18 protein-coding genes and 2 pseudogenes are annotated in these 20,205 nt (G+C 63.5%); 10 read left to right on the forward strand and 10 right to left on the reverse strand.

Annotated elements, in window-relative coordinates:
- Positions 1–80: 80 nt before the first annotated feature.
- The 10 genes and pseudogenes from WG922_RS21120 to WG922_RS21165 all read right to left on the reverse strand — a co-directional run bounded on the left by WG922_RS21120 (position 81) and on the right by WG922_RS21165 (position 8,302).
- Positions 81–491, reverse strand: a complete 411-nt coding sequence (locus WG922_RS21120) for a transposase (protein WP_340285009.1) — start codon at positions 489–491, stop codon at positions 81–83.
- A gap of 93 nt (positions 492–584) precedes the next feature.
- The gene (locus tag WG922_RS21125) at positions 585–1,142 is read right to left on the reverse strand and encodes an acyloxyacyl hydrolase (RefSeq protein WP_340285010.1); all 558 of its coding nucleotides are present in this window, start codon (positions 1,140–1,142) and stop codon (positions 585–587) included.
- 113 nt (positions 1,143–1,255) lie between these two features.
- Complete coding sequence (locus tag WG922_RS21130; protein ID WP_340285011.1) at positions 1,256–2,191, reverse strand: hypothetical protein; 936 nt, start codon at positions 2,189–2,191, stop codon at positions 1,256–1,258.
- A 32-nt stretch (positions 2,192–2,223) separates the two neighbouring features.
- Positions 2,224–3,228, reverse strand: coding sequence for a phospholipase A (locus WG922_RS21135; RefSeq protein ID WP_340285012.1), 1,005 nt, complete (start codon positions 3,226–3,228; stop codon positions 2,224–2,226).
- A 286-nt stretch (positions 3,229–3,514) separates the two neighbouring features.
- Positions 3,515–3,958: an SDR family NAD(P)-dependent oxidoreductase gene (locus WG922_RS21140; RefSeq protein WP_340285013.1), complete on the reverse strand. Its 444-nt coding sequence runs from the start codon at positions 3,956–3,958 to the stop codon at positions 3,515–3,517.
- Between the two features lie 8 nt (positions 3,959–3,966).
- Positions 3,967–4,362 (reverse strand): annotated as a pseudogene (locus WG922_RS21145) (aldo/keto reductase); the annotation flags it as partial.
- Complete coding sequence (locus WG922_RS21150; RefSeq protein WP_340285054.1) at positions 4,359–5,387, reverse strand: alcohol dehydrogenase; 1,029 nt, start codon at positions 5,385–5,387, stop codon at positions 4,359–4,361. The gene WG922_RS21150 and the pseudogene WG922_RS21145, both read right to left, overlap by 4 nt.
- Positions 5,388–5,739: 352 nt before the next feature.
- Positions 5,740–5,907 carry a four-helix bundle copper-binding protein gene (locus WG922_RS21155; protein ID WP_340285055.1) on the reverse strand — a complete coding sequence of 56 codons (168 nt, stop codon included), beginning with the start codon at positions 5,905–5,907 and terminating at the stop codon, positions 5,740–5,742.
- A 68-nt stretch (positions 5,908–5,975) separates the two neighbouring features.
- Positions 5,976–6,233: a hypothetical protein gene (locus WG922_RS21160; protein WP_340285014.1), complete on the reverse strand. Its 258-nt coding sequence runs from the start codon at positions 6,231–6,233 to the stop codon at positions 5,976–5,978.
- A 1,142-nt stretch (positions 6,234–7,375) separates the two neighbouring features.
- A complete protein-coding gene (locus WG922_RS21165; RefSeq protein WP_340285015.1) occupies positions 7,376–8,302 on the reverse strand; it encodes a LysR family transcriptional regulator in 927 nt (308 codons plus the stop codon).
- Between the two features lie 214 nt (positions 8,303–8,516).
- Between WG922_RS21165 and WG922_RS21170 the strand changes: the two genes are divergently transcribed.
- The 10 genes and pseudogenes from WG922_RS21170 (at position 8,517) to WG922_RS21215 (ending at position 20,189) form a co-directional block, all read left to right on the forward strand.
- The gene (locus WG922_RS21170) at positions 8,517–9,140 is read left to right on the forward strand and encodes a cupin domain-containing protein (protein WP_340285016.1); all 624 of its coding nucleotides are present in this window, start codon (positions 8,517–8,519) and stop codon (positions 9,138–9,140) included.
- 4 nt (positions 9,141–9,144) lie between these two features.
- On the forward strand, positions 9,145–9,930 hold the full coding sequence (locus WG922_RS21175) for an alpha/beta fold hydrolase (protein ID WP_340285017.1): 786 nt from the start codon (positions 9,145–9,147) through the stop codon (positions 9,928–9,930).
- Positions 9,931–9,956: 26 nt separating this feature from the next.
- Positions 9,957–11,012 carry a TRAP transporter substrate-binding protein DctP gene (gene dctP / locus WG922_RS21180; RefSeq protein WP_340285018.1) on the forward strand — a complete coding sequence of 352 codons (1,056 nt, stop codon included), beginning with the start codon at positions 9,957–9,959 and terminating at the stop codon, positions 11,010–11,012.
- The gene (locus tag WG922_RS21185; RefSeq protein WP_340285019.1) at positions 10,957–12,729 is read left to right on the forward strand and encodes an MFS transporter; all 1,773 of its coding nucleotides are present in this window, start codon (positions 10,957–10,959) and stop codon (positions 12,727–12,729) included. Before dctP ends, WG922_RS21185 begins: the two co-directional genes overlap by 56 nt.
- 16 nt (positions 12,730–12,745) lie before the next feature.
- Positions 12,746–14,044, forward strand: a complete 1,299-nt coding sequence (locus tag WG922_RS21190; RefSeq protein ID WP_340285020.1) for a TRAP transporter large permease — start codon at positions 12,746–12,748, stop codon at positions 14,042–14,044.
- Positions 14,045–14,387: 343 nt separating this feature from the next.
- Positions 14,388–14,633, forward strand: a pseudogene (locus WG922_RS21195) (integrase core domain-containing protein); the annotation flags it as partial.
- Between the two features lie 2,067 nt (positions 14,634–16,700).
- Positions 16,701–17,312, forward strand: a complete 612-nt coding sequence (locus WG922_RS21200) for a MobA/MobL family protein (RefSeq protein WP_340285022.1) — start codon at positions 16,701–16,703, stop codon at positions 17,310–17,312.
- 353 nt (positions 17,313–17,665) lie between these two features.
- The gene (locus WG922_RS21205; RefSeq protein ID WP_340285024.1) at positions 17,666–18,115 is read left to right on the forward strand and encodes a hypothetical protein; all 450 of its coding nucleotides are present in this window, start codon (positions 17,666–17,668) and stop codon (positions 18,113–18,115) included.
- Positions 18,116–18,124: 9 nt separating this feature from the next.
- Positions 18,125–19,096 (forward strand): DUF932 domain-containing protein, encoded by a 972-nt coding sequence (locus WG922_RS21210; RefSeq protein WP_340285025.1) that lies wholly within the window; start codon positions 18,125–18,127, stop codon positions 19,094–19,096.
- 163 nt (positions 19,097–19,259) lie between these two features.
- On the forward strand, positions 19,260–20,189 hold the full coding sequence (locus WG922_RS21215; RefSeq protein ID WP_340285056.1) for a YqaJ viral recombinase family nuclease: 930 nt from the start codon (positions 19,260–19,262) through the stop codon (positions 20,187–20,189).
- The last annotated feature ends 16 nt before the right edge of the window (positions 20,190–20,205 follow it).

Consider the following 20,205-nt stretch of genomic DNA (forward strand, 5'->3'; position numbering starts at 1 on the left):
TACCACCCGCGCCAACGCCGACTCGGTGCCCGCGCGCATGTCCAACGGCTCGCACGCCAGCCATATCGCCTCGATTCGGATCACCGCAGCAGCTCACGCAGCCACAGCGCGCAGTCCGAGGCCGACGACGACGGCCAACTGACCGTGACCTGCAGGTCACCGCGCCGCGCCTCGATGCGCACATCGCTGCCGCACGGCTTGTCCTGCGGCGCGCTGGCCTGCGTTGGCTCTGGCATCGCCAACGCGATGAATCGCTGCTGCCCCGGCCTCACTGCCATCGTGCCGTTGGCCGTGACTGTCTCGATGATCGCGGCGTCCTCACACTGCTTGACCCCTCGACCACGACGCCACTGCCTCACCAAGTTGGCATTCAGGCCGAACGACAAGGCCACTGCAGCGATTGATGCGCCTGGTTCACCACAGGCCGCCAAGACCTCCCGCTTCAACTGCGTGCTATGCCGGCGCCGCGGGAGATTGCGATAGGAATCCATTTGCTGTCCACCTAACTTTGATGGACAGCAATCGTGCGCCCTCAGCGCTCAAACTCAAGATGGGATGCCCGGCCGCTTACCTTTGTCCGGCTGTCAGAACCGCCGTACATAGCGTAGGTGCAAAAAGTCTTCGCCAGGGTTTGGCTTACGGATCCCGGCATTGGACACGTGTACCAAACGCAGTCCCAGCTCATGCTCTCGCTTTTCGCCGAAACTGTGACCAATGCCGAGCATGTCGTAGAAGTTCCAGCGCGTGCTGAAGGCCTTATCGGGCGTGATGTAGTCCTTGCCCAGGTAACTTGCCCCGATGCCGAATTCGATGAACCACGGCGACTCGCCGCGCGCCAGCCGCATGCGCAGTGATGGCAGCAGCACCACCTGGACCAGCCGCTGATTGCCGCCCCCAACGTCATCGGCTCGCCAGCCGCTGACCATCAACTCTGTGTGTGCCGTCAGCTCCGCCTTGCGGCGCAATTGCTGGAACTTCCAGTCCCAGATGACCCCGACGCCCACTGTGTCCACCCCGGCCCGCCCCGCCCCTGCCTGCACCGAGACAGCATCGGGCGTGAAGTCGATAGCGCGCGCGGACAGGAGAGTGCCGGCGAGCAGAACGCCGGCCATCGAGCGAGCGAAGAGCGAAACGCTGGTCATGTTTTGTTCTCGGCCGGTGCACCAGGTATCCGCGATTGGTGTTGGTGATTGTATGTAGACGCCCGTGGCGTAGGCGTCTGGCGACCACAGGGCAATGTGCTGCACGTGCGGCGTCAGTGACGATCTGAGAGGCTGGCGCGCGGGCCCAGCGAACTCTGAGCCGCAGCCAGCAAAGCGAACATCGGCAGAGAGAGTTCGAGCACCTCTTCCGATGCGAGCATGACGTGAAGCAGTGGTGCGGGCGCGTCGGAGACCAGGCCGAGCACAGCAGGCGCTCGGTCTAGCATCTTGGCGATGACCGCAATCGCGATCAGCATTGCTGTGGTGGTCATTGCCACACTCCATTGCGACCAAGGTCGCAGCCAGCGCCGTGCATACCGGTGCAGCAACCATGCAGCTGCGGCGGCAAAGGGCGCTAGGACGCACAACGCGCCCAAGACCTGGTGCGGTGGCGCATCCAGGTAGAACCGCGCCTTCAGGATGCTGATGCCGTACATCGCAGTGTGCAGGTCGGCTTCCCGGGCGCCCATGGCCACCAGCACGACGCTGACCGCGAGCACATCGCGCGAGGGCATCTGTGGACTGGGCAGGAGGTGGATGCCCAGCACCGCCGCCAGGTAGGCGAAGAGGGTCACGATCTCGATCACACCGCCTTCTTCCACGAACTGCAGAGGCACTGTATTTGGTATGGCCAAGCCGATGCACACGGCGACCGCTGCGACAAGCAGTGCGGCAGCACCCGCCGTGCGCGGATGCATCATGACCCTGCCGAGCTGGCGCGCACCAGTACCCGCTATGCACGGGTGACCAGCACCGCGCTCGCCATCGTTCGCCCGTGGCGTCAACGCCGTTTTCGGCTTTCCATCAAGCACTTTGGACCTCAGCCGGTACCACCGACTGCTCATATCTTCGATCACGTTTAGCAATTGCATCATCCGCTCTGGCCGTTGCTTGGAGGCGCCCGTCTCCCAGAGCCGGTCGAACTCGACAATCGCCCTTTGATACTCGGCTCCTCTGTGCAAAAGGGTCTCGATCCTGGTCTCGTTCATGAATCGATCAAAGCGGCAATAGGCCTCCCGCGTCAGAACGCGACACGGAGGCCTAGCCCGAGCACTCTCTGGAAGTCGTTGTAGTCAACAAGGGTGTATCCGTACCCACTGAAGTATTGAACATACCCCTGGAGGTGCTTCGCCAGCGGGAAGGCCCACCCGAACTGGAGTGCCCCCTTGCCAGATCGCGGGTTACAGCGGCCCATCAATTCGTACTCGTGGCCATTTCTGTTTAGGGTTCCCACAATCTCACCCCGGCCCATGTAGCGGACGATGTCCGGGTTGTCATCGTCATCGCCTTCGCTGTCGATGCGGCGCCAGGTCCGGAAGCTGACGGACAGGTCGCCCGCTTCGATGCCGGCTTGCAGATACAAGCGATTCCAGCTACGTGACAGGATTGTGCCCTGCCCATTGGACTGATGAGCCACAGCGAGATTGAGGAATTTGAGCTTCAGATCACCCATGCCCCAGTTCACCGGGAGAACCAGCATCAACTCAGGTTCGTAGTTGGTTTCCCGGAATGGGCTTGATGCCTCTCGATTGCTCGCCTGCCAGAAGCTCCTCTGCGTATACCCGAACCAAAGGTCCAGCGGAGACCCTTGCACGCCCTCCAGGAGCTTCAGCTTGAACCCGAGCTGATAAGCCAACTCGAATTTCGACAAGCCATCCGCCTGGGGGTCCAGCTGGAACAAAGGCCGATAGGGCGTGTTGTTGGGCGACCGGTTGTAAGTCGCAAGCAGGTAGTTCGGCCGGTGCTCTGTGAACCGGAGGGTTCCCTGCTTGTCCTGGGGACGCAACTCCCAGTGTTCGGCGAACTTGGAACGTGCAGGTACGGGCATAGACGGCGCCAAGGGGACCTGTTCGGACGGCGTGCTCGTGTCGTGTGTTGGACCCCCGCGCCCGGCAATGCTGTCATAACACCGTAGCCTCTCTGAATCGCGCGCCATGGCTGCGCAGTCGTCCAGCGAAGCCGCTGACACGCCTTGATAGCTCAAAAAAGCGCTGATGGCAAAGCTTGCACCTGTAATTCTGCTCACGTGGGTTCGCCTCTTTTCTTGTTCTCAGGAACACGCGGTTCAATTGCGTTTTGCCTGCGGCAGCAGTTCGGCTGCACTCAGGATACGATCTCCCGGACGCGGCCTCGCTGCCAGCTACGGCCAGGGTTGCAGAAGGACTCCGCTGGACTAGCGCAACGGATTTTCTCTCGGCTGCACCGAGTGGACGCCAACACTCAATGGCTGAGTTTCCAGCCGGATCAGCCGCGCACCCAGCCCGCATCGTCCAATGCCGCGTTGGGCGTGCCCGCGTCCCAGCGGCTGGCATCTAGCCGACGGCCGTTGATGCGTCGGCAGCGGGCGAGACCAGCCAAAGCAGGGGCGGCACGATCACCTCGGGCGCAAGCAGCTGACTCTTCACCATTTCCGCTAGGCCCGCCGGGATCATACCGGTAGCGGTGGCGCCGCCGGGGAGCAAGGCATTGACGGTGATGCCGCTGCCGGCCAGGTCCTGCGCCCAAATCGCGGTGGCCGATTCCAGTGCCGCCTTGGACGGGCCATACGGCGAGAAGCCGCGGCGGCGCATGGTCTCGTGGTTCATCGAGATGTTGATGATGCGGCCCCAGCCGGCGCGCAGCAGGTGCGGCAGGGCCGCGCGCGCCATCAGAAAGGGACCATTCACGTTAGTCTCGATCACCACCTGCCAGGTCTGCGGGTCCACGTCCCAGAACCGGGTCGGCTCGCTGAGGAATCGCTCGCTGACGTACTTCATGCCGCGCCCGGCGTTTTGGGGTCCACCCGGTGCTGATAGTACGGGTCGATATGGTCGATGCCCAGCCGCTGCAACGACGCATCGCAGGCATGCCGCACGTACTCCGGATCGCCGCGCACACCGAGGAACTCGCCGTTCTCGCCTCGCACGTTGGCGAACTTGGTCGCCAGGACCACTCGGTCACGACGGCCGGCGAGCGCCTTGCCGACCAGGCGTTCGTTGGTGAAGGGGCCGTACATGTCGGCGGTGTCGAGGAAGTTGATGCCCAGATCGAGCGCGCGGTGGATAGTCGCGATCGATTCGGCCTCGTCTCCGGTGCCGTAGAACTCCGACATGCCCATGCAGCCCAGCCCGAGTGCCGATACCTCCAGCCCCTGCCGGCCCAGCGCGCGTGTTTCCATCATCTTCTCCCAACCGGCGAACCATCCATCTTCAGCACCACGCGAAATCGGGCGCCTCCGCTCATCATGCGCTCGTAAGCCTCGGCGGCGCGTTCCAGCGGGTACTCCTCGATCATCGGTCGAACCTGCGCCATCGCGCTGAACGCCAGCGTCTCCGTGGAGTCCTGGGCCGTGCCGGAGGGCCAGCCCTGGATGGATGCGCGGTTCATGATCATTGCGACGGTCGGCACCTGCACCGGCTCCATGGCAACTCCGACGATCAGCAGTTTCCCGTTGCGCCCCAGGCCGGGAATGACAGCGCTCATCGCATCGCCGCTGGTCACGGTCGCAAGGATGACCCTGGCGCCGCCCATTGCCTTGAGGGCTTCGGCCGGGTCTCCGGCCGTGCTGTCGATGTAATCGTGAGCACCAAGCTGCCGGGCCAAAGGCTCCTTGTCCTTCCCACGTGCGATCGCCACCGTGCGGAATCCCATCTTCGCGGCGTACTGCACACCTAGATGGCCGAGCCCGCCGATCCCATGGATCGCCACCAGGTCGCCGGCGCGCGCGCCGCTGTTGCGCAGCGCGTTGAAGGTCGTGATGCCGGCGCACAGCAGAGGCGCAGCATCGACATCCGAAAGGTCCTGCGGGATGCGCGCGAGCGCATCCACCGGAGCCACCATGTATTGCGCATAGCCGCCGTCATAGCTGATGCCCGGCACCTGGCCTTGCTCGCATACAACGAAGTCACCGGAACGGCAGGCGGCACAGCGCCCGCAATGGCCGCCGTACCAGCCCACGCCCACTCGGGCGCCGGTCTGCCACCCTTCGACGCCGGGGCCCAGGGCGTCGATGACGCCGGCGATCTCGTGGCCGGGCACCCGCGGATACTGCAGCCCTGGCCACAGTCCCTCCTTGGTGAGCGCATCGCTGTGGCAGATGCCGCAAGCCTGGACCTTCACCAGCACCTGGCCGGCACCCGGCTGCGGCACGTCGCGCTCTACCACCTGAATAGGGCCTTTGGGTTCGGTGATGACAGCCGCCCTCATCTTGCGCACGGAGAACTCCTTGGATTTGGTGGTCAAAAGGTCAAAACAGTAGGCGCGTGAGAGGGAACGGTTTGTAGGTGTGTGCCGCGTCAGCATTGCCGCCCGGCAACGGTCCAGCTGTGCACACGCCGAGCGCGGCGCCGGAAGGCATGCGACCCGTCCGGCCCGGCTTTTGCGCCACCTCCATCAGGTGATCCACCGTGTCGTCGATCCGCCGCAATAAGGAGCATGCCGTGCGGCGCCTGGCCGTGTCGGGGGAGGCGCGGCAAGTCAACCTGCGAAAGTGTCTGCATGAGACGACTGCTGATCCTGTACAGGCGCGCGGGCTTGCGCGTGCGCGCCCGCTGAACCGTCAGACCGTAGCGGCCATCCTGCGGCACTCATCGGCGCACCGCTTGCAGGCTTGCGCACACTGCTGGCAATGGTCCATCTGGTGCTTGGCGCATTCCTCGCCGCACATCTCGCAGACCTCCGCGCAAGCCCGGCACACATTCTTTGAAGACTCGCTTGCACGAGCCATGACAGCCGCGGCCAGTTCACAGATCTGAGCGCAGTCGATAGCCACTCCCTTGATCCAACAATTCGGTTTCAATCATGAGCGCGGCATCGCCTGGCCTGCTTGGCGGGTGGCGTCCACTGCGTCAGCGCTCTTTCGCCGGGGGAGATCAGGTCGTCCACGAAGGATTGGACTTGAGGCCGGTTGGCGGCGCGGTCGGGCTCGTCGATGTTCGCGAACAGGTCCGCGATGCTCGCCGCGATCACACGCGCGGAATCGGCCGGCCACCACTTGCTCAACTCCTCAAGGATTCGGTCCTGCTGGATCCCATCGCCGCCGAAGACGAGCATTGCGCGCGCGAGGTAGTGCAGTTCCGGTCCACGCTGGCGAAAAGGTATCGTGTGCTTCCGTCCGTCGCCTAGTTGGCGCGGCGCACGAAGTCGCTCAGATGGATAGTGTCCCAAGCGGCATTCTTCGTCCCTTCGATCGTGCGGCCCCGGTCCGGCGACTGCAATTGCTTCAAGAGGCCCTTGCGAGCAGGCGAGTTCGGACGAAGTAGATGCACGCAAGCATCGCCGCGGGACCAGCGACCATGAAGTCCCGGTGCATCCACTGCAGGAGGGCCATGATGCTATCCAAGTGCGGCAGGCCGCCAGCTCGAGCTCGCCAATCTTTAGGGCGACGATGTAGTTCCGGCGCCAACGTCGGATCGGCTCGGCTAGGGTCCAATTCGTCGATGGAAGCCGGCGAGCAGTCTCGAAGGCGTCGCCGTCCCTCTTCTACTCCAATTTCTCGCGAAAGCCGTAGGAAGGGGCTTAGGGTCCGGTGAGGCTCTTTACTCATCCACTGTGAGAACTACCCGCGTGTAAAGCTCTACTGATGAGCAACGGTCAGTGCCCATCTATGCAATCCTGCCGCCCGAACGAGGAGCAGCATCGATGGGTGAGAGCGAAAAGGAACGGAGTTCTGGGGAGGGCGCAGAGTCAGCTTTGGAGCGGATGAGGCAGCAACGTGGAGCCCGCGAGAGGGGCTCTCCTGGCCGAAAGCAGCAAGCGCAGGACACAAACCAAGGCAGCACTTCCAACGGGAACGACGCAGGTGACGGCGGAGGCGACTAGCGCAGGAAGCAAAAGGGCCCTGAGGGCGCCCTGAAGGTGCTTTCCAGTGGTGCGCCACCAGGTCCTTCCAGCTCCACGTCCAGTACCGCTCGAAGTCCTTGCAGCGGATGAACAGTGAGCACCGACGGAACTCCATCCCGAAGTACTTGCCGCGAATGATCGTTATGTTCGGCAATGATACTCAAGGTGACCGTGTATGGCTACGCCGCGTGGGTTGTCAGCGCAAGATTGGCCGCAAGCTACACGAGGATCTCGCCTCTCGCGTTCTCATCCTCGCAAGTTCCCCGTGCATCGCATCATCAGCGACTTCCGAACCTTGCACGCCCACATGCTCAAGGCCGGGAACTTGCGATGCAGCCGCTCCCCTCCCCTGCTTAACTCGCCTCGTCCAGCGGCCCTGCGCACAGTTCGACAACCTGCTGGCGGAACCAACGGTGCAGTGGGTTCGTGTGCGTACGTTCGTGCCACAGCAGCACCACGTTCAGGGGTTCCAGCGCGAGCGGCGGATCGAAGATGTCTACTTTCGTGAAACGAGCGAAGCCGCGTGCGACACGTTCCGGTAGTGTTGCGAGCAAGTCGGTTGCTTCGACGATGAAAGGCACTCCCAGAAACGTCGGTTTGGACAAGACAATCCGCCGGCTGCGGCCTTGACTTGCAAGCCGCTGATCGAGGAGAGCGTTGTACATCGTCGCCTCTCCCGGCTCTACCGTGACGTGCCGGTGCTTGCAGAACGCGTCCAGGTCGCTGACCTGGCCAAAGAAGGGATGGCCCCGGCGTGCAATCCCGACCAGCCTGTCCGTGAATACGGGGCGAACGCGCAGGCTTGCTGGAGGATTGGGGAAATAGGACACTGATACATCGACTTCCCCCGCGCTGAACACCTCGCCAAGGCGCTTCGGGTTGGGCCCCACCACGCGCAGCACCACTCCCGGGGCCTTGTGGGACATCAGCTCCACGAGCAGAGGCACCAACACAAAGTCGATGTAGTCCGTGACGATCAGCGTGATGGTGTCGCGTGCATGGGCGGGGTCGAAGTCCTGCTGTACGTGCAGGAGCCCCTCTACGTTTCGCAGAGCCTCCGAAAGAGGAGCAGCCAGTTCACGCGCCTGCGCGGTGAGCACCAACCCGTTGCCGCCCTTGACCAGCAGTGGATCGTTGAACAAGGCGCGCAGCTTCGAAAGCGCCAGACTCATGGAAGACTGACTCATGTCGAGGCGAGCGGCCGCGCGCGAGACATGCACTTCTCTCAGCAGCGCATCCAGCGCAACCAGCAGATTCAGGTCGAGATCCCGCAGTCGCATGTCGAAACTCCGATAGGGACCATCGGCGCAGCGAATTGCGCGGCAGGTGCTCACTCGACTTTAATTGATCCAGATCAAGAAGCTAGGAGACAAGTAGTGGCTGCAATTTCCGGGTTTCAGCGAGCGCTGCGCAGATCGCGCCAGCCCGGACGCGTGTAGCTCTCCCCTTTCCTCCCCGATCCTCATTTTTCAATGGTTCCGCAGCATCCGCTGCGTGGGCACGCGCACCCGCGCCGGTGTCCGATCTCAAGGAGAAAACGTGATGCAACCCAAGATTCCGACCATCCGCGTTACCCGCGAAGAGATGCGCAAGCGCGTGGCCTTCTTCAGCGAGATCCAAGGCCATGATGGAGGTCTGCCAGACAGCCGCCATCCGACGGCGCTGCGCAAGCTGTACAACATCATCGGCTTCCAGCCGCCCGCCCGGAACGAGGGCGGCCTGCCCATCGTTTCTCCCGTGGGTGACGAGGCCGCGGAGCACGCGCACATCAAGATCAGCGAGGGGTTCAACCTCGGGTTCTGCGAGACATCGCCGGGCAAGGGCCCGATGATGCACAACCACGACACGAACGAAACCTTCATGCCCATGACGGGCAAGTGGCGCTGTTCATGGGAAGTCGATGGAACGGTGGAGGCCTTCGATCTAGGTCCGTTCGATGTGATTTCCTTTCCGCCGGGCGTGCAGCGCCGCTTCGAGAACATCACCTTCGACGAACCGGGCAAGACACACTGGCTGCTGTTCGTGATTGGCGGCGATGCGCCGCAGGCCGAATTCTCGCCGCAGGCGCATTCGCTCCTGGTGGAAGAAGGCTTCATGACACCCGACGGGAAGTACTGAGCGAATGCACGACCTGATCGATAGGCTCGAAAGCCGCTACCGCTGGTCGTCCCTCGACTGCGAAGGCGTCACATGGCGCTGGCTTGATACAGCCGGCCATGGTCCTGCCGTGATCCTGCTGCCCGGCTCCGTTGGCGACGCCGCCATGTTCGTGCGCACCATCCTGTCTGCAGGCGAGCGGATGCGCCTGATCGCGATCACGTACCCGGAGCTTCCCGATCCGCGGCGTCTGAGCGCCGGTCTGAAGGCGGTTTGCGAGCATCTGGGGCTCCCGCCGGCGGTCGTCGTGGGCTCGTCGTTCGCAGCGTGGTGGATCCAATTTTTTGCGCTGCACTACCCGGAGCAGGTGCGAAAGCTCGTGATCGGCAACGGCTTCACCGACGGCAGCGACCTGGCGGCCAACCCCCTGTTCGATGCCGCCTGGGTTGGCAGTGTGTCGCCACAGGCGCTGCACGCAACATGGTTGGAACGCGTGCAGAAAACCCCCGTTTCGCCGCTTCAACAGCTACAGAAACTCATGCTCGAACAGCGGCAGTCGCCCGAGAACCTGTACGCGCGGTTTCTGGGTGTCGTCAAGGCGCAGGCTTGCCCCGAGCTTCCAGTGGCGAGCAAAGACATCGTGGTACTCGACTGCCTCGACGATCCGCTGATTCCTCCGGCGGCGCAGGAGCGGCTGCGCATGCGCTATCCCAATTCCAGGCATGTCCGCCTGCCTTCCGGGGGACATTACCCCCACGTTCTTAATCCCGATCGCTACGAGGGCGTCCTGCTCGACGTGGCTTTCGAATGACCTCGTAGAAAACATAGGAGACGATGATGAAACTGATTCCTTCCCTCTTGGCCGCGGCGGCCCTTGCCGCGAGCGCCGGCGTCGCGAACGCCGAAACCTTCACGCTGCGCATGGGCGGTGGCCACACCACCGGTACCACTTACGTAAAGGTGTTCGATACGTTCTTCGCGGACGAAGTCGCGAAACGGGTGAAGGCACAGACGGATCACGAGGTCCGCTTCATCAAAGCTTGGGGCGGAAGTGTCGCCAAGGTCGATGGCGCGGTCGAGGCCGTTCAGAAAGGATCGCTGGACATCGGCCTGTCGCCCATCGGCTTCGAACAGGCTCGCGCCGGACTCCTGAACTACAGCGCCTACATGCCCTTCACTTCGGACGATCCGGTGCTGCAGCAGAAGGTTGCCACCCGCATGCTGAAGGAGGTGCCGGCGCTGCAAGCGAGCATGAAGCCCTACAACGCGCACGTGCTCGCGCAGATGGTGACAGAGGCCTACAGCATTGCCACCACGTTCGATGTCCAGAAAATCGAGGACCTCAACGGCAAGCGCATTGCCATGACTGGTACGAATGCGCCGTTATTCATCCCGACCGGCGCCGTCCCCGTGACCCTGGGTATCGGCGACCACTACCAAGCCATCCAGAACGGCCTGGCCGAAGGCAGCCTGTTCTGGGTTTCGGGCATGGAAGCCTTCAAGCTCCGCGAGGTAGCCAAGGTGTGGACCAAAACGGGCTTCGGCTCCTACAGCACTCTGGCCGCGTTCATGAATCTGGACACGCGCGCCCGTCTGCCCAAGGAGGTGGTTTCCATCATCGACAAGGTCGCTGCCGAGGCGACAATCAAGGTCGCTGAAATGAGCAAGCAGCGCGATGCCGATGTCGAGGCCGCTATTCGTGACAAGGGCGTAAAGGTCCACACCCTGAGCACCCAGGAACGGGGTCGCTGGGCCCAGCTTATCAAGGACCTGCCGTCCAAGGCCGCCAAGGAGCTCGATGCCAAGGGTCAGCCGGCTACCGAGGTCTTGAAGACCTATGTGCGCTTCCTGGGCGAAGCCGGGTACAAGTTCCCGTTCGAGTACCCGCTCTGAGCTTGGTCTATCAAGCTACGTCAGCATGAGTGCCTCGGGCCGCCTGGCCGCCGAAACCCTGATTGCGCGCCCCCCGAGCATGCTTTACGTGGCTTCGGTGGCAGCACTGTCTCCGATGGGCCTGAACGCCGCCGTTGGGCTTGCGCCCGTCCTGGATGGCGCGCCGCTCGACGGAGCCAGCAGGGCAGCGACAGTGGCGCTTTTTACGCTCGGTCTGGGGCTCGGGCAGCCGCTCTTCGGCGACCTGGCCGACCGGTGGGGGCGGCGCCCCAGCCTTCTTGCAGGGCTGGCCTTGGCCAGCGTCGGCGCCATTCTCGCGGCGGCTGCAAGCGATTGGCTCGTGCTGCTTATCGGGCGCTTGGCTACCGGCCTGGGGCTTTCCACCTGCCTGGTGGTTCCGCGTGCGCTCATGCGAGACCTGCACCAAGGTGCCGAACTGCAGCGAAACATGGCGGTCCTTGCCTCTGTTTTCGCATTGATGCCGGCGATCACGCCTCCCATTGCATGGCTGCTTGGGGCTACGTTCTCCTGGCGGGCTCCCATGGCGTTGGTGGCCGTGCTGGTTCTGCTGCTGGCTGCGGTGGCGTGGCGCACGCACCGGGAAACTCGGCCAAGCGCAACCCTCGTGCCTGGGCGGGCGGCGTGGACGGCGCTCGCGCGCAATCGCGGCGTGCAACGCGCGACCCTCGCTTTCACAGGCGCGGCCGCGCCTTTCTTCGTCGTGGCCGCCGCCGGCCCTCAGGCGCTGCGGGATTCCACCGGCGCCAGCGAAGGGCTCGTGGCCGTCGTGCTGGGCGCGACCTATCTCGGCTTCGGCGCGGGCAGCTACTGGGTTCGCCGCCTGGCGCGCTTACCCGGTGCGTTTCACATGAGTTGCGGTCTGGGCCTCGTGGGCGTGGGCTGCGCGCTGCTGCTCGCCACGCTGGCATGGCCCGCGCTCTGGCTCTGGGGGCTCGCGCTGGCGCTGCATGCGGTCGGACACGGAATCGTCTTCCCTGCGACCTTTGCGCTGGTGCTGCAGCATGAGCCGCGGCAATCAGGTCTTGCCACCGCGGCGGTGGGTACCGTGCACATGAGCGGCGGAGCGCTCGCGGCCACCGCTGCCGGCATGCTGCCGCTGTCCACTCACCTGTCAGTGGTTGTTATGGCCGCGGCCATGGTCGCCGTCGGGTGCGCGGCCTGGTTCCTGCTCCCCCCCGAAGGATCACTCATGAATTCCTGGATCGACCGCGCGATGCTGGCGCTGCATGCGCTCGGCGCCGCAGTTCTGGCCGCGATGGTGGCTGTCATCTGCTACGACGTACTCGGACGACTTCTTTTCAATAGGCCGTTCGCTGGGACGGCCGAGCTCACCGGGGCAGGGCTGGTGCTGGTGACTTTCCTGCAGGCACCGCACGTCATCCGAGAGGGCAAGCTGCTGCGGGTGACCTTCCTTGTTGAGCGGGTGCCGACGGTGCTGCGCAGTGCGCTGGGCGTGCTGGCCTGGAGCGTGGGTGCAGCCGTGTTCACGGTCTTTGCGCTCGCCGGCTGGGAGCCCGCGCTGTCGGGTTGGGCCCGCGGCGAGTTCTACGGAAACGACGCGTTCCGCCTTCCGGCTTCGCCGCTTCGCTTCGCTACGCTGATCCTCTGGATCCTGGGCGCCGCCGTGTGCATCGGGCTGGCCGTCAAGGCCGTGCCGGGTCGCGGTACGACAAAGTCCAGTCCTCCGCACGCCTGAAGAGAGGAGGCAGGACATGTTCATCGAAACCTGGGCGGCCGTATTGGTGCTGGTGGCGCTGGTTGTCGCGGGCGTACCCGTGGTGTTTGCCTTTGCGGGTAGCTCTCTTTTCGGTCTGGTCATCGCGTTGGGCGGGGCGTGGCCCGCCATGGACCTGGTGGGACAGACTGCGCTGAGCGGCATCAAGGACTACAACTTCGTCGTCATTCCGTGCTTCACCGTGATGGGCATGCTGATCGCACACAGCGGGGCGGCCAGCGACCTGTTCAACGTCGTGAATCGTCGGCTGCGCGGCGTGCCTGGCCGCCTTGCGGTGGCTACTGTCGGCGGCAATGCTGTCTTCGCTGCAGTGACAGGCGTGGGTGTTGCGGCCGCCGCCGCCTTCAGCCACGTTGCCTATCCGGTCATGCGCGCAAACCGTTATAGCCGCAGCTTCGCCACGGGCTGCATCGCAGGCAGTTCGGTTCTCGGACTCCTCATCCCTCCTTCCGTCTTCATGATTGTCTGGGCCATCCTCACCGAGCAGTCGGTGGGCCGCCTGTTCGCCGCGGGCGTCGTGCCTGGACTGCTGCTGGCGGGGATGTACGCGCTCTACTGCGCGGCCTTTGCCACCTTGCGTCCGGCGTCGGCACCCGAGTCGGAACGCGTGGTGCAGGCGCCTTCGAGAAGCGAGAGCCTCGGCGCGTTGTATGTCGGCCTACTGATCGTCATCACGCTGGGGGGCATCTGGTTTGGCTTTTTCACGCCCACCGAAGGTAGCGCGGTCGGGCTGGTTGGCGCACTGCTGGTGGCATGGGCGAAGGGGATGCGCTGGCGCGGCATTCACCAGGCGTTCATCGAATCCGGCCGCACGGTGACGCCGATCATGTTGCTGCTACTGACCGCCACGATGTTCAGCAAACTGGTGGCCCTCAACGGCTTGCCGCAGGAAGTGCAAAGCATTCTCGAATCCTGGGGACTCGGGCTCAGCGGCACGATGATGTTCATGGTGGCCGTATGGTTCATCCTCGGCTGCATGATCGACAGCATCTCCATCATGCTGCTCACGGTGCCGATCTTCTGGCCGATCGCCACGTCTCTTGGGATCGACCCCATTGTGTTCGCGCTGGTCGGCATTTTGGTCATCGAAGCGGGAGTTTTGACTCCGCCCTTCGGGATGAGCATCTTTGTCGTGAAGGCATCGGTCCCCGACGCAGAGTTGACGGTGCGCGAAATATTCATCGGGGTGGCGCCCTACTGGGTGCTGATCCTGTTCCTCGCCTGGCTTATTTATGCCTGGCCCCCGCTGGCGACCTGGCTTCCGTCGCGGATGTAGGCCTTATGGGGCACCGGCGGATCGAGTGAAAGGGGAACTGGAGCTGTGCATTGCGTAGACGGGTAGCGATTCAGGAGTCTGCCTGCGGAGGACATGCCGCCAAGTGCTCCGGCAAGCCACAGAGGCGTGCCCCGCTTGGATTCGGGTCGGGTATGCGTGCCCGGAGGGCCCGAGCCGCCGCGACGGTGCGACGATGGTAAGTGAGCCAATCCACATCGCGCATCGACTGGAGCGAGTTCGTGGAACGCGTCGGAGTGCCTCGTTCCCGGCGACTCATCTCACCGGATGGTCGACAGCGAAGGTGGCGCCAGCCGCAACGATGGACGCTGTTGACGAGGGATGGGAGAGCTTCAACAGTCGATTCCGAGACGAGTGTCTGACTCAGCACTGGTTCGCCAGTCTGGGCCACATGCGCAGCGTGATCGACAACTGGCGCCACGACTACAACCACCACCGGCCGCACAGCACTCTGGGGTACATGCCGCCTGCGACGTTCGCCGCGCAGTGCCGCCAGCTCGCTGGCGGCACTGCGCAATCAGATCAACCCATTACGATTCAACCCACGGACTCTGAATCGTCGTGTTGCTGATCCTGGGGGCAGCGCAGAGCGGAGGAGCAGGTCAGCGCGCTAACTAAGATGAACGACCAGCTGACGGCGGCACTTAGGCCAGAACAAGAAAAGCTGTGAGATGACGGGGCTCGTACCGATACGCAACAAGGTCAAGCTGAAGCAGGTGCAGCTTTGCGTTCGCGCTGAAGCTCTCAACTGCTGCGGGCAAAACCTTCGGTCCCGCGTTCCGCTTGGGGACGCCGAACGTCGCAGCGAACATATCAGTTAGCGAGTCAACTGAACCCGTCACGCCTGCGGTCCGGGTGAGTGAGACTGCAGCTGAGCAGCAGGGGTCGAACATGCGCAAGGGGCAAAGTCTAGCCGCTGGGGCGGCAGGCTGGATGCCTCCGGCTGGAGTGTTCCATAGCGCGGAGGCGGGCGACACGCCGCCGCCCGCCCGGGCGAGGTGCTCGTCACCGCTTGCGCCGCGGCTGCACGCGAAGTTTCCCATCCTCCTGAGACCCGCGCTTCTGGAGAATTGGGTTCTGCTGCACCTGTCCGACTTAGCGCAGCTAGCAGCGCGGCTCGGTGTCGCACCTGTCACACGGCCGCGGGAAGCAGTACGCTTGCGGGCAGACACCAGGAGGTCCGTCGTGGACGAGAGCAGTCGCAGCAGTGACCGCCGGCAGTGGTCTGAGCACCAGGCGTGGTGCAGGCAGAACGCCTTAATGCATCCAGGCGAAATGGCGGCTCGCACGGCGGACCTCCTGCGGGCAGGCAACTTTTATGCGTTGAGGTTGACGGCGAAGATGGCTAAACCTGACAAAAAGGCGATGCAGTGACCTTGGAACTGATGCATTTCATCTACGGCTCACTTGGCGTAGTGGTTCTGGCGTGGTTGTGGCTTCGAACAGTTCAGATTCGAGCGGAGGAGCAGGTCAGAGCAATGACCAAGATGAACGAGCAGCTTATGGCTGCACTCAGGCCAGAGGAAGAAAAGCTGCCAGACGACGGTGCTCGAACCGATAGGCTCTAAGCGCGTGGCCAAGTTCGCTTTGCATCTGCGATGGGGCACCTTCGACTACTGTGCGCCTGCGCTCCCAGTGCGGGTGCCTGGTCGAGGCGCATGGCCCGGCGCCTTGACTGCTGCGGGCAACTTCGATCCTCGTTTCGATTGGGTCCGCTTGGATAGCGGAGATGCGGGGTCTCACGCAGTGGTGCCCAATACGATCACCGGAAGACTGAATGGGTCTGCTTTCGGTTAGGAGCGGCCCTGCAGCGGTCGCCCAGCCGCCATCGATTTTCCGACAACTGGACCACGTCCACCGCGACCCGATACACCATTCAGCATCTCTCGGCCGACGATGTGCCATTGATGGAGGCGCTGCTCTCTGTGTTCGGCGTGGCCTTCGCTTTCCGCAGAGCTACGAAGCGAAACGTTCGGCTTACGCATACCTTGGCCGGCTGTTGGCGAGCGACTCTTTCATGGCCCTGGTCGGCCCCAAGGGCATCGAAGTGGTGGGTGGTCTTGCCGCCTATGAATTGAAGAAGTCGGTATCCGTCTCACGCAGCAAGCGCTCTCGGGAGCCGGTTTGCAAGGCTCGCCGCGAAGTTGTTCTTTTTTTGAGCGTGCGGGCCGCGGCCCTTGTCGACGCGTCGGAACGGCTGGCGCCCATGCATGCTGCGGGTGGAGACGCGGGATCCCGAACCTGGGATAACGCGGCATTTGCCGCGGGTTCCGTTCGAGTTGAAGGCTCGGACCTACACAGAACTGCGCGATGCGGCCTGGTGAATGAGCGGCGAGGCCGAGTCGCTCAAGGTGCACTTCCGATCCTGCGATAGGTAGCTGCAGGCCGAACACCGGCCACTTTGCCGGAAGGTAAGGCTTGCGCCTGCGCTATGTGAGGCTGCGGCTACGCCGTAGCCACCGACGTCAATTCGTATACATATGCACGTACGCAGTAATTTCTTACCGCGTACCTCAAGAGTATGGAACGACTCGCTCACGTCTGCGTGAACGCAAGTGTTGGTCGATCCTGGGTGACTGGGTGTGCCTGACCATTACCCTTTCTCCAATCCTCAACTCCCAGCAACAGGAATACTCACATGGCGATCTTCAATTGGCACATCGGCAGCTACCAGAAGGGTAGGGCGACATCACAATCCAACTACATCTGGCGGCGAGAGGAATTCAGCTACCTGAACGATCTTGTCGCCACAGGCTGCGGCAACTTGCCGCCTTGGTGCAACGGCGATCCGGCAGTGTATTTTGCGGCTGCCGATCTTTACGAACGAAAGAACGGGTCAGCTTGCCGGCACCTCACGCTAAGCCTTCCTCGCGAACTGACCCTCCGTGATTGGATCCTCCTTGTCGAGGAGTACATTGCCCGTGACCTCGGGCCCAAGCCGTATCAGTACGCGATTCACAACGTGCTCGCAGAAGGGCAGGGACACCCACACGCGCATATCCTCTACTCTGATCGAGTTTCAGACGGGCTCGAACGGTCGGCCGACACCTTCTTCCGACGTGCGAACCCGAAGTCGCCAACGCTTGGCGGCTGCAAGAAGGACAGCGGCGGGCAATCGCCCAAGCAACTGAGCCTTGGCGTTATCACCCGCAAGAAACTTTGGGAGGAGGGACTGAACCAAGCTTTGGAAACAGCCGGACATGGTGCGCGTGTCCATTACCAGTCTGGCAAGTGGACGCCGAATATCTGACGGTCCCACGCGCATTCACCTGATGCAGAACCCCTGCGTGAGGATTGCGACACCAGCTGCCTCGCCGAGACGATGGCGTGTCCTGGCAGAACGCCGAGTGACCGATATGCGTTGGCGAAAGCTGGTTTAGGGTCATAAGCAAGGTTGCTGGCGGGCTGAGTTGCGGATGGGTCATGCATCTACACGCGCGCGCTGCGGCGCGGAGAGGCGAGCAGTCCCCGCACTGCTGCGACCGATGCGCATGCTGCAGGATTCCTCGGCGTTTCAGACACATATCACTCCCGTGAGCTGTCGAGTCACTTGCGAATGCTGACTCGCCCCAGCTCGTTCAACAACTCACTGGAGCATCCATCATGAAATGTCCTCGTTGCGGATCCACGCACATCTCCAACCGTGAGGTTGGCAAGCGCACCGGCGCCACCGTCGGAAGCCTTGTCGGCGCGGCGGTTGGCACTGCCAGCGCACTACGCACTGTGCAGGTGGGCGCCTCTATCGGTGCCCTAGCAGGTCCAGTCGGCGCGGTCGCTGGTGGCCTGAGCGGTGCGGTCGTCTCCGGCCTGCTGGCGGGCTCTGCCGGCTGCGCCTTGGGCTCCGTCGCCGGCAACTTGGCCGACGCCAACTTCCTCGACAACCGCGCCTGCCTGGACTGCGGTCACAGCTTTCGCGAGGACGTGGCACCCACCTCGGTGAACATGGAGTTCACCGCGGCCGCGCCTGGTGGCGAAGCTCGCGCAGCCCGCTCGCAGCCGCCCAGGGGTCAGCCCGGCACCAGCACCTTCGATATGCACTTCCACGAAGAGTGAGGCGCAGGTATGGCTCACGCAATCGAGAAGATGGCCTACGTCGGCCAGACACCGTGGCATCAACTGGGGAGCGTCTTGCCGCCGCGCCAGCCGATCGAAGTCTGGATGCAAAAGGCCGGAATGGACTGGACCATCCGCGAGACGCCAGTGCGCTTCATGACCGGTGAGGCCGGCGCACTCGGCTCCATTCAGACTTTCGAAGAGCAGAAGGTGCTCTATCGCAGCGACACCAGCGCGCCCTTGTCGGTGGTGAGCAACCGCTATCAGGTGGTGCAGCCTCGCGAAATCCTTGAGTTTTATCGGGACCTGACGGAGATCTCCGGCTTCGAGCTGGAGACCGCAGGGGTGCTGAAGCAGGGCCGCAAGCTCTGGGCGCTGGCGCGCACTGGCAAGGAAGCCAACCTGAAGGGCAATGATCTGGTCAAGGGCTACGTGCTGCTGGCCACGTCGTGCGACGGCACCCTGGCCACCACGGCTACGCCAACCACCATCCGGGTCGTGTGCAACAACACGCTCACGATGGCGCTGAACGCAGCAGCCGCCGCGGTGAAGGTGCCGCACAGCACCGCGTTTGACGCGCAAGCGGTAAAGCGGCAGCTTGGAATAGCCGTGACGGCCTGGGACGCTTTCATGTACCGCATGAAGACCCTCTCAGAACGCAAGGTGAAGAGCCACGAGGCGATGAACTACTTCCTCAAGGTCGTGTGCCAGAGCAATGACCACCCGCATTCGGCGAAGGCGCTGGTCAATGAGCGTGCTCTGAAGCGGGTGCAGGCGATCTATGACGGCTCGGCGGGCAAGGGTGCGGAGCTCGCTTCCAGCCAGGGCACGGCCTGGGGGCTGCTCAACGCCGTGACCCAGCACGTGGACCACGAACGCCGCGCGCGCACGACGGACTCGCGCATGGACAGCGCGTGGTTTGGCGCCGGTGCAGCGCTCAAGCAACGCGCCCTAAACCAGGCCCTGCAGCTGGTCAGCTGATCGTCGTCAACTGCGCGGCATAGGGCTGGGTCCGCTCTAGCGGATCCAGCCCCTTATGCCTTGTGCATTCCATTTCACCGAAAGGATCGCTGTGCAACACGCAGCAGGACACATCACGCCCGCTTCCGCCAAGCCCGCGTTGAAGCTGGTCAAGACGAAGAACATGAACCGCAAGGAATGGCTCGCCGTGCGTCAGCGCGGCATCGGCAGCTCCGATGCGGCGGCGGCCGTAGGCCTGAACCCGTACAAATCACAGCTGGCACTGTGGATGGAGAAAACAGGCCGAGCCGGCAATCTCGCCCAAGAAGATCCAAACGACGAAGCCAGCCCGCTGTACTGGGGCACGCTGCTCGAGCCGATCGTAGCGGCGCACTACACCAAGCGCACCGGCCGCCGGGTGCGGCGCATCAACGCCGTGCTGCAGCACCCGCAGGAGCCCTGGATGCTGGCCAACGTGGACCGCGAGGTGCTGGGTGACCAGGAGGTGCAGATCCTGGAGTGCAAGACCGCCGGCCTGAACGGCGCGCGCCTGTGGAAGGACGGGGTGCCCGAGTACGTGCAGATCCAGGTGCACCACCAGCTGGCTGTCACGGGCAAGCAGGCCGCGGACGTGGCCGTGCTGGTCTGCGGGCAAGAGCTGCGGGTGCATCGGATCGAGCGGGACGACGCCCTGATTGCACGGCTGGTGCTGCTGGAGCGCCAGTTCTGGCGCTACGTGGAGGAAGACCGGCAGCCGCCGGCTGACGGCAGCGAATCGGCCCACGAGGCGCTGCGCACCTTGTATCCGCAAGACCAGGGGCAACTGCTGGATCTGCGCGCGGACGCGCCAATGAACGAGGTGTTCGCCGAGTTGCTGGCCGTGCGCCACCAGCTTGCCGAAGCAGCGGCGCGCGAGCAGCAGCTCAAGCAGCAGATCCAGCAGCGGATGGAGGACGCCAGCCGTGCGCTGTTCCTGGCCGGGGAGGTGAGCTGGAAGCGGGCGCAGGACAGCCAAAAGCTGGACACCGACCGCCTGCTGCGAGACCGGCCCGAGCTCGAGGGGCTCTACACCCGGGTGCACCCCGGTTCGCGGCGATTTCTCGTCGTTTCCTAGTGCCACCTGCCGGTGG

This window comes from Ramlibacter sp. AN1015, from assembly GCF_037726105.1.
Lineage (GTDB): Bacteria > Pseudomonadota > Gammaproteobacteria > Burkholderiales > Burkholderiaceae_C > Ramlibacter.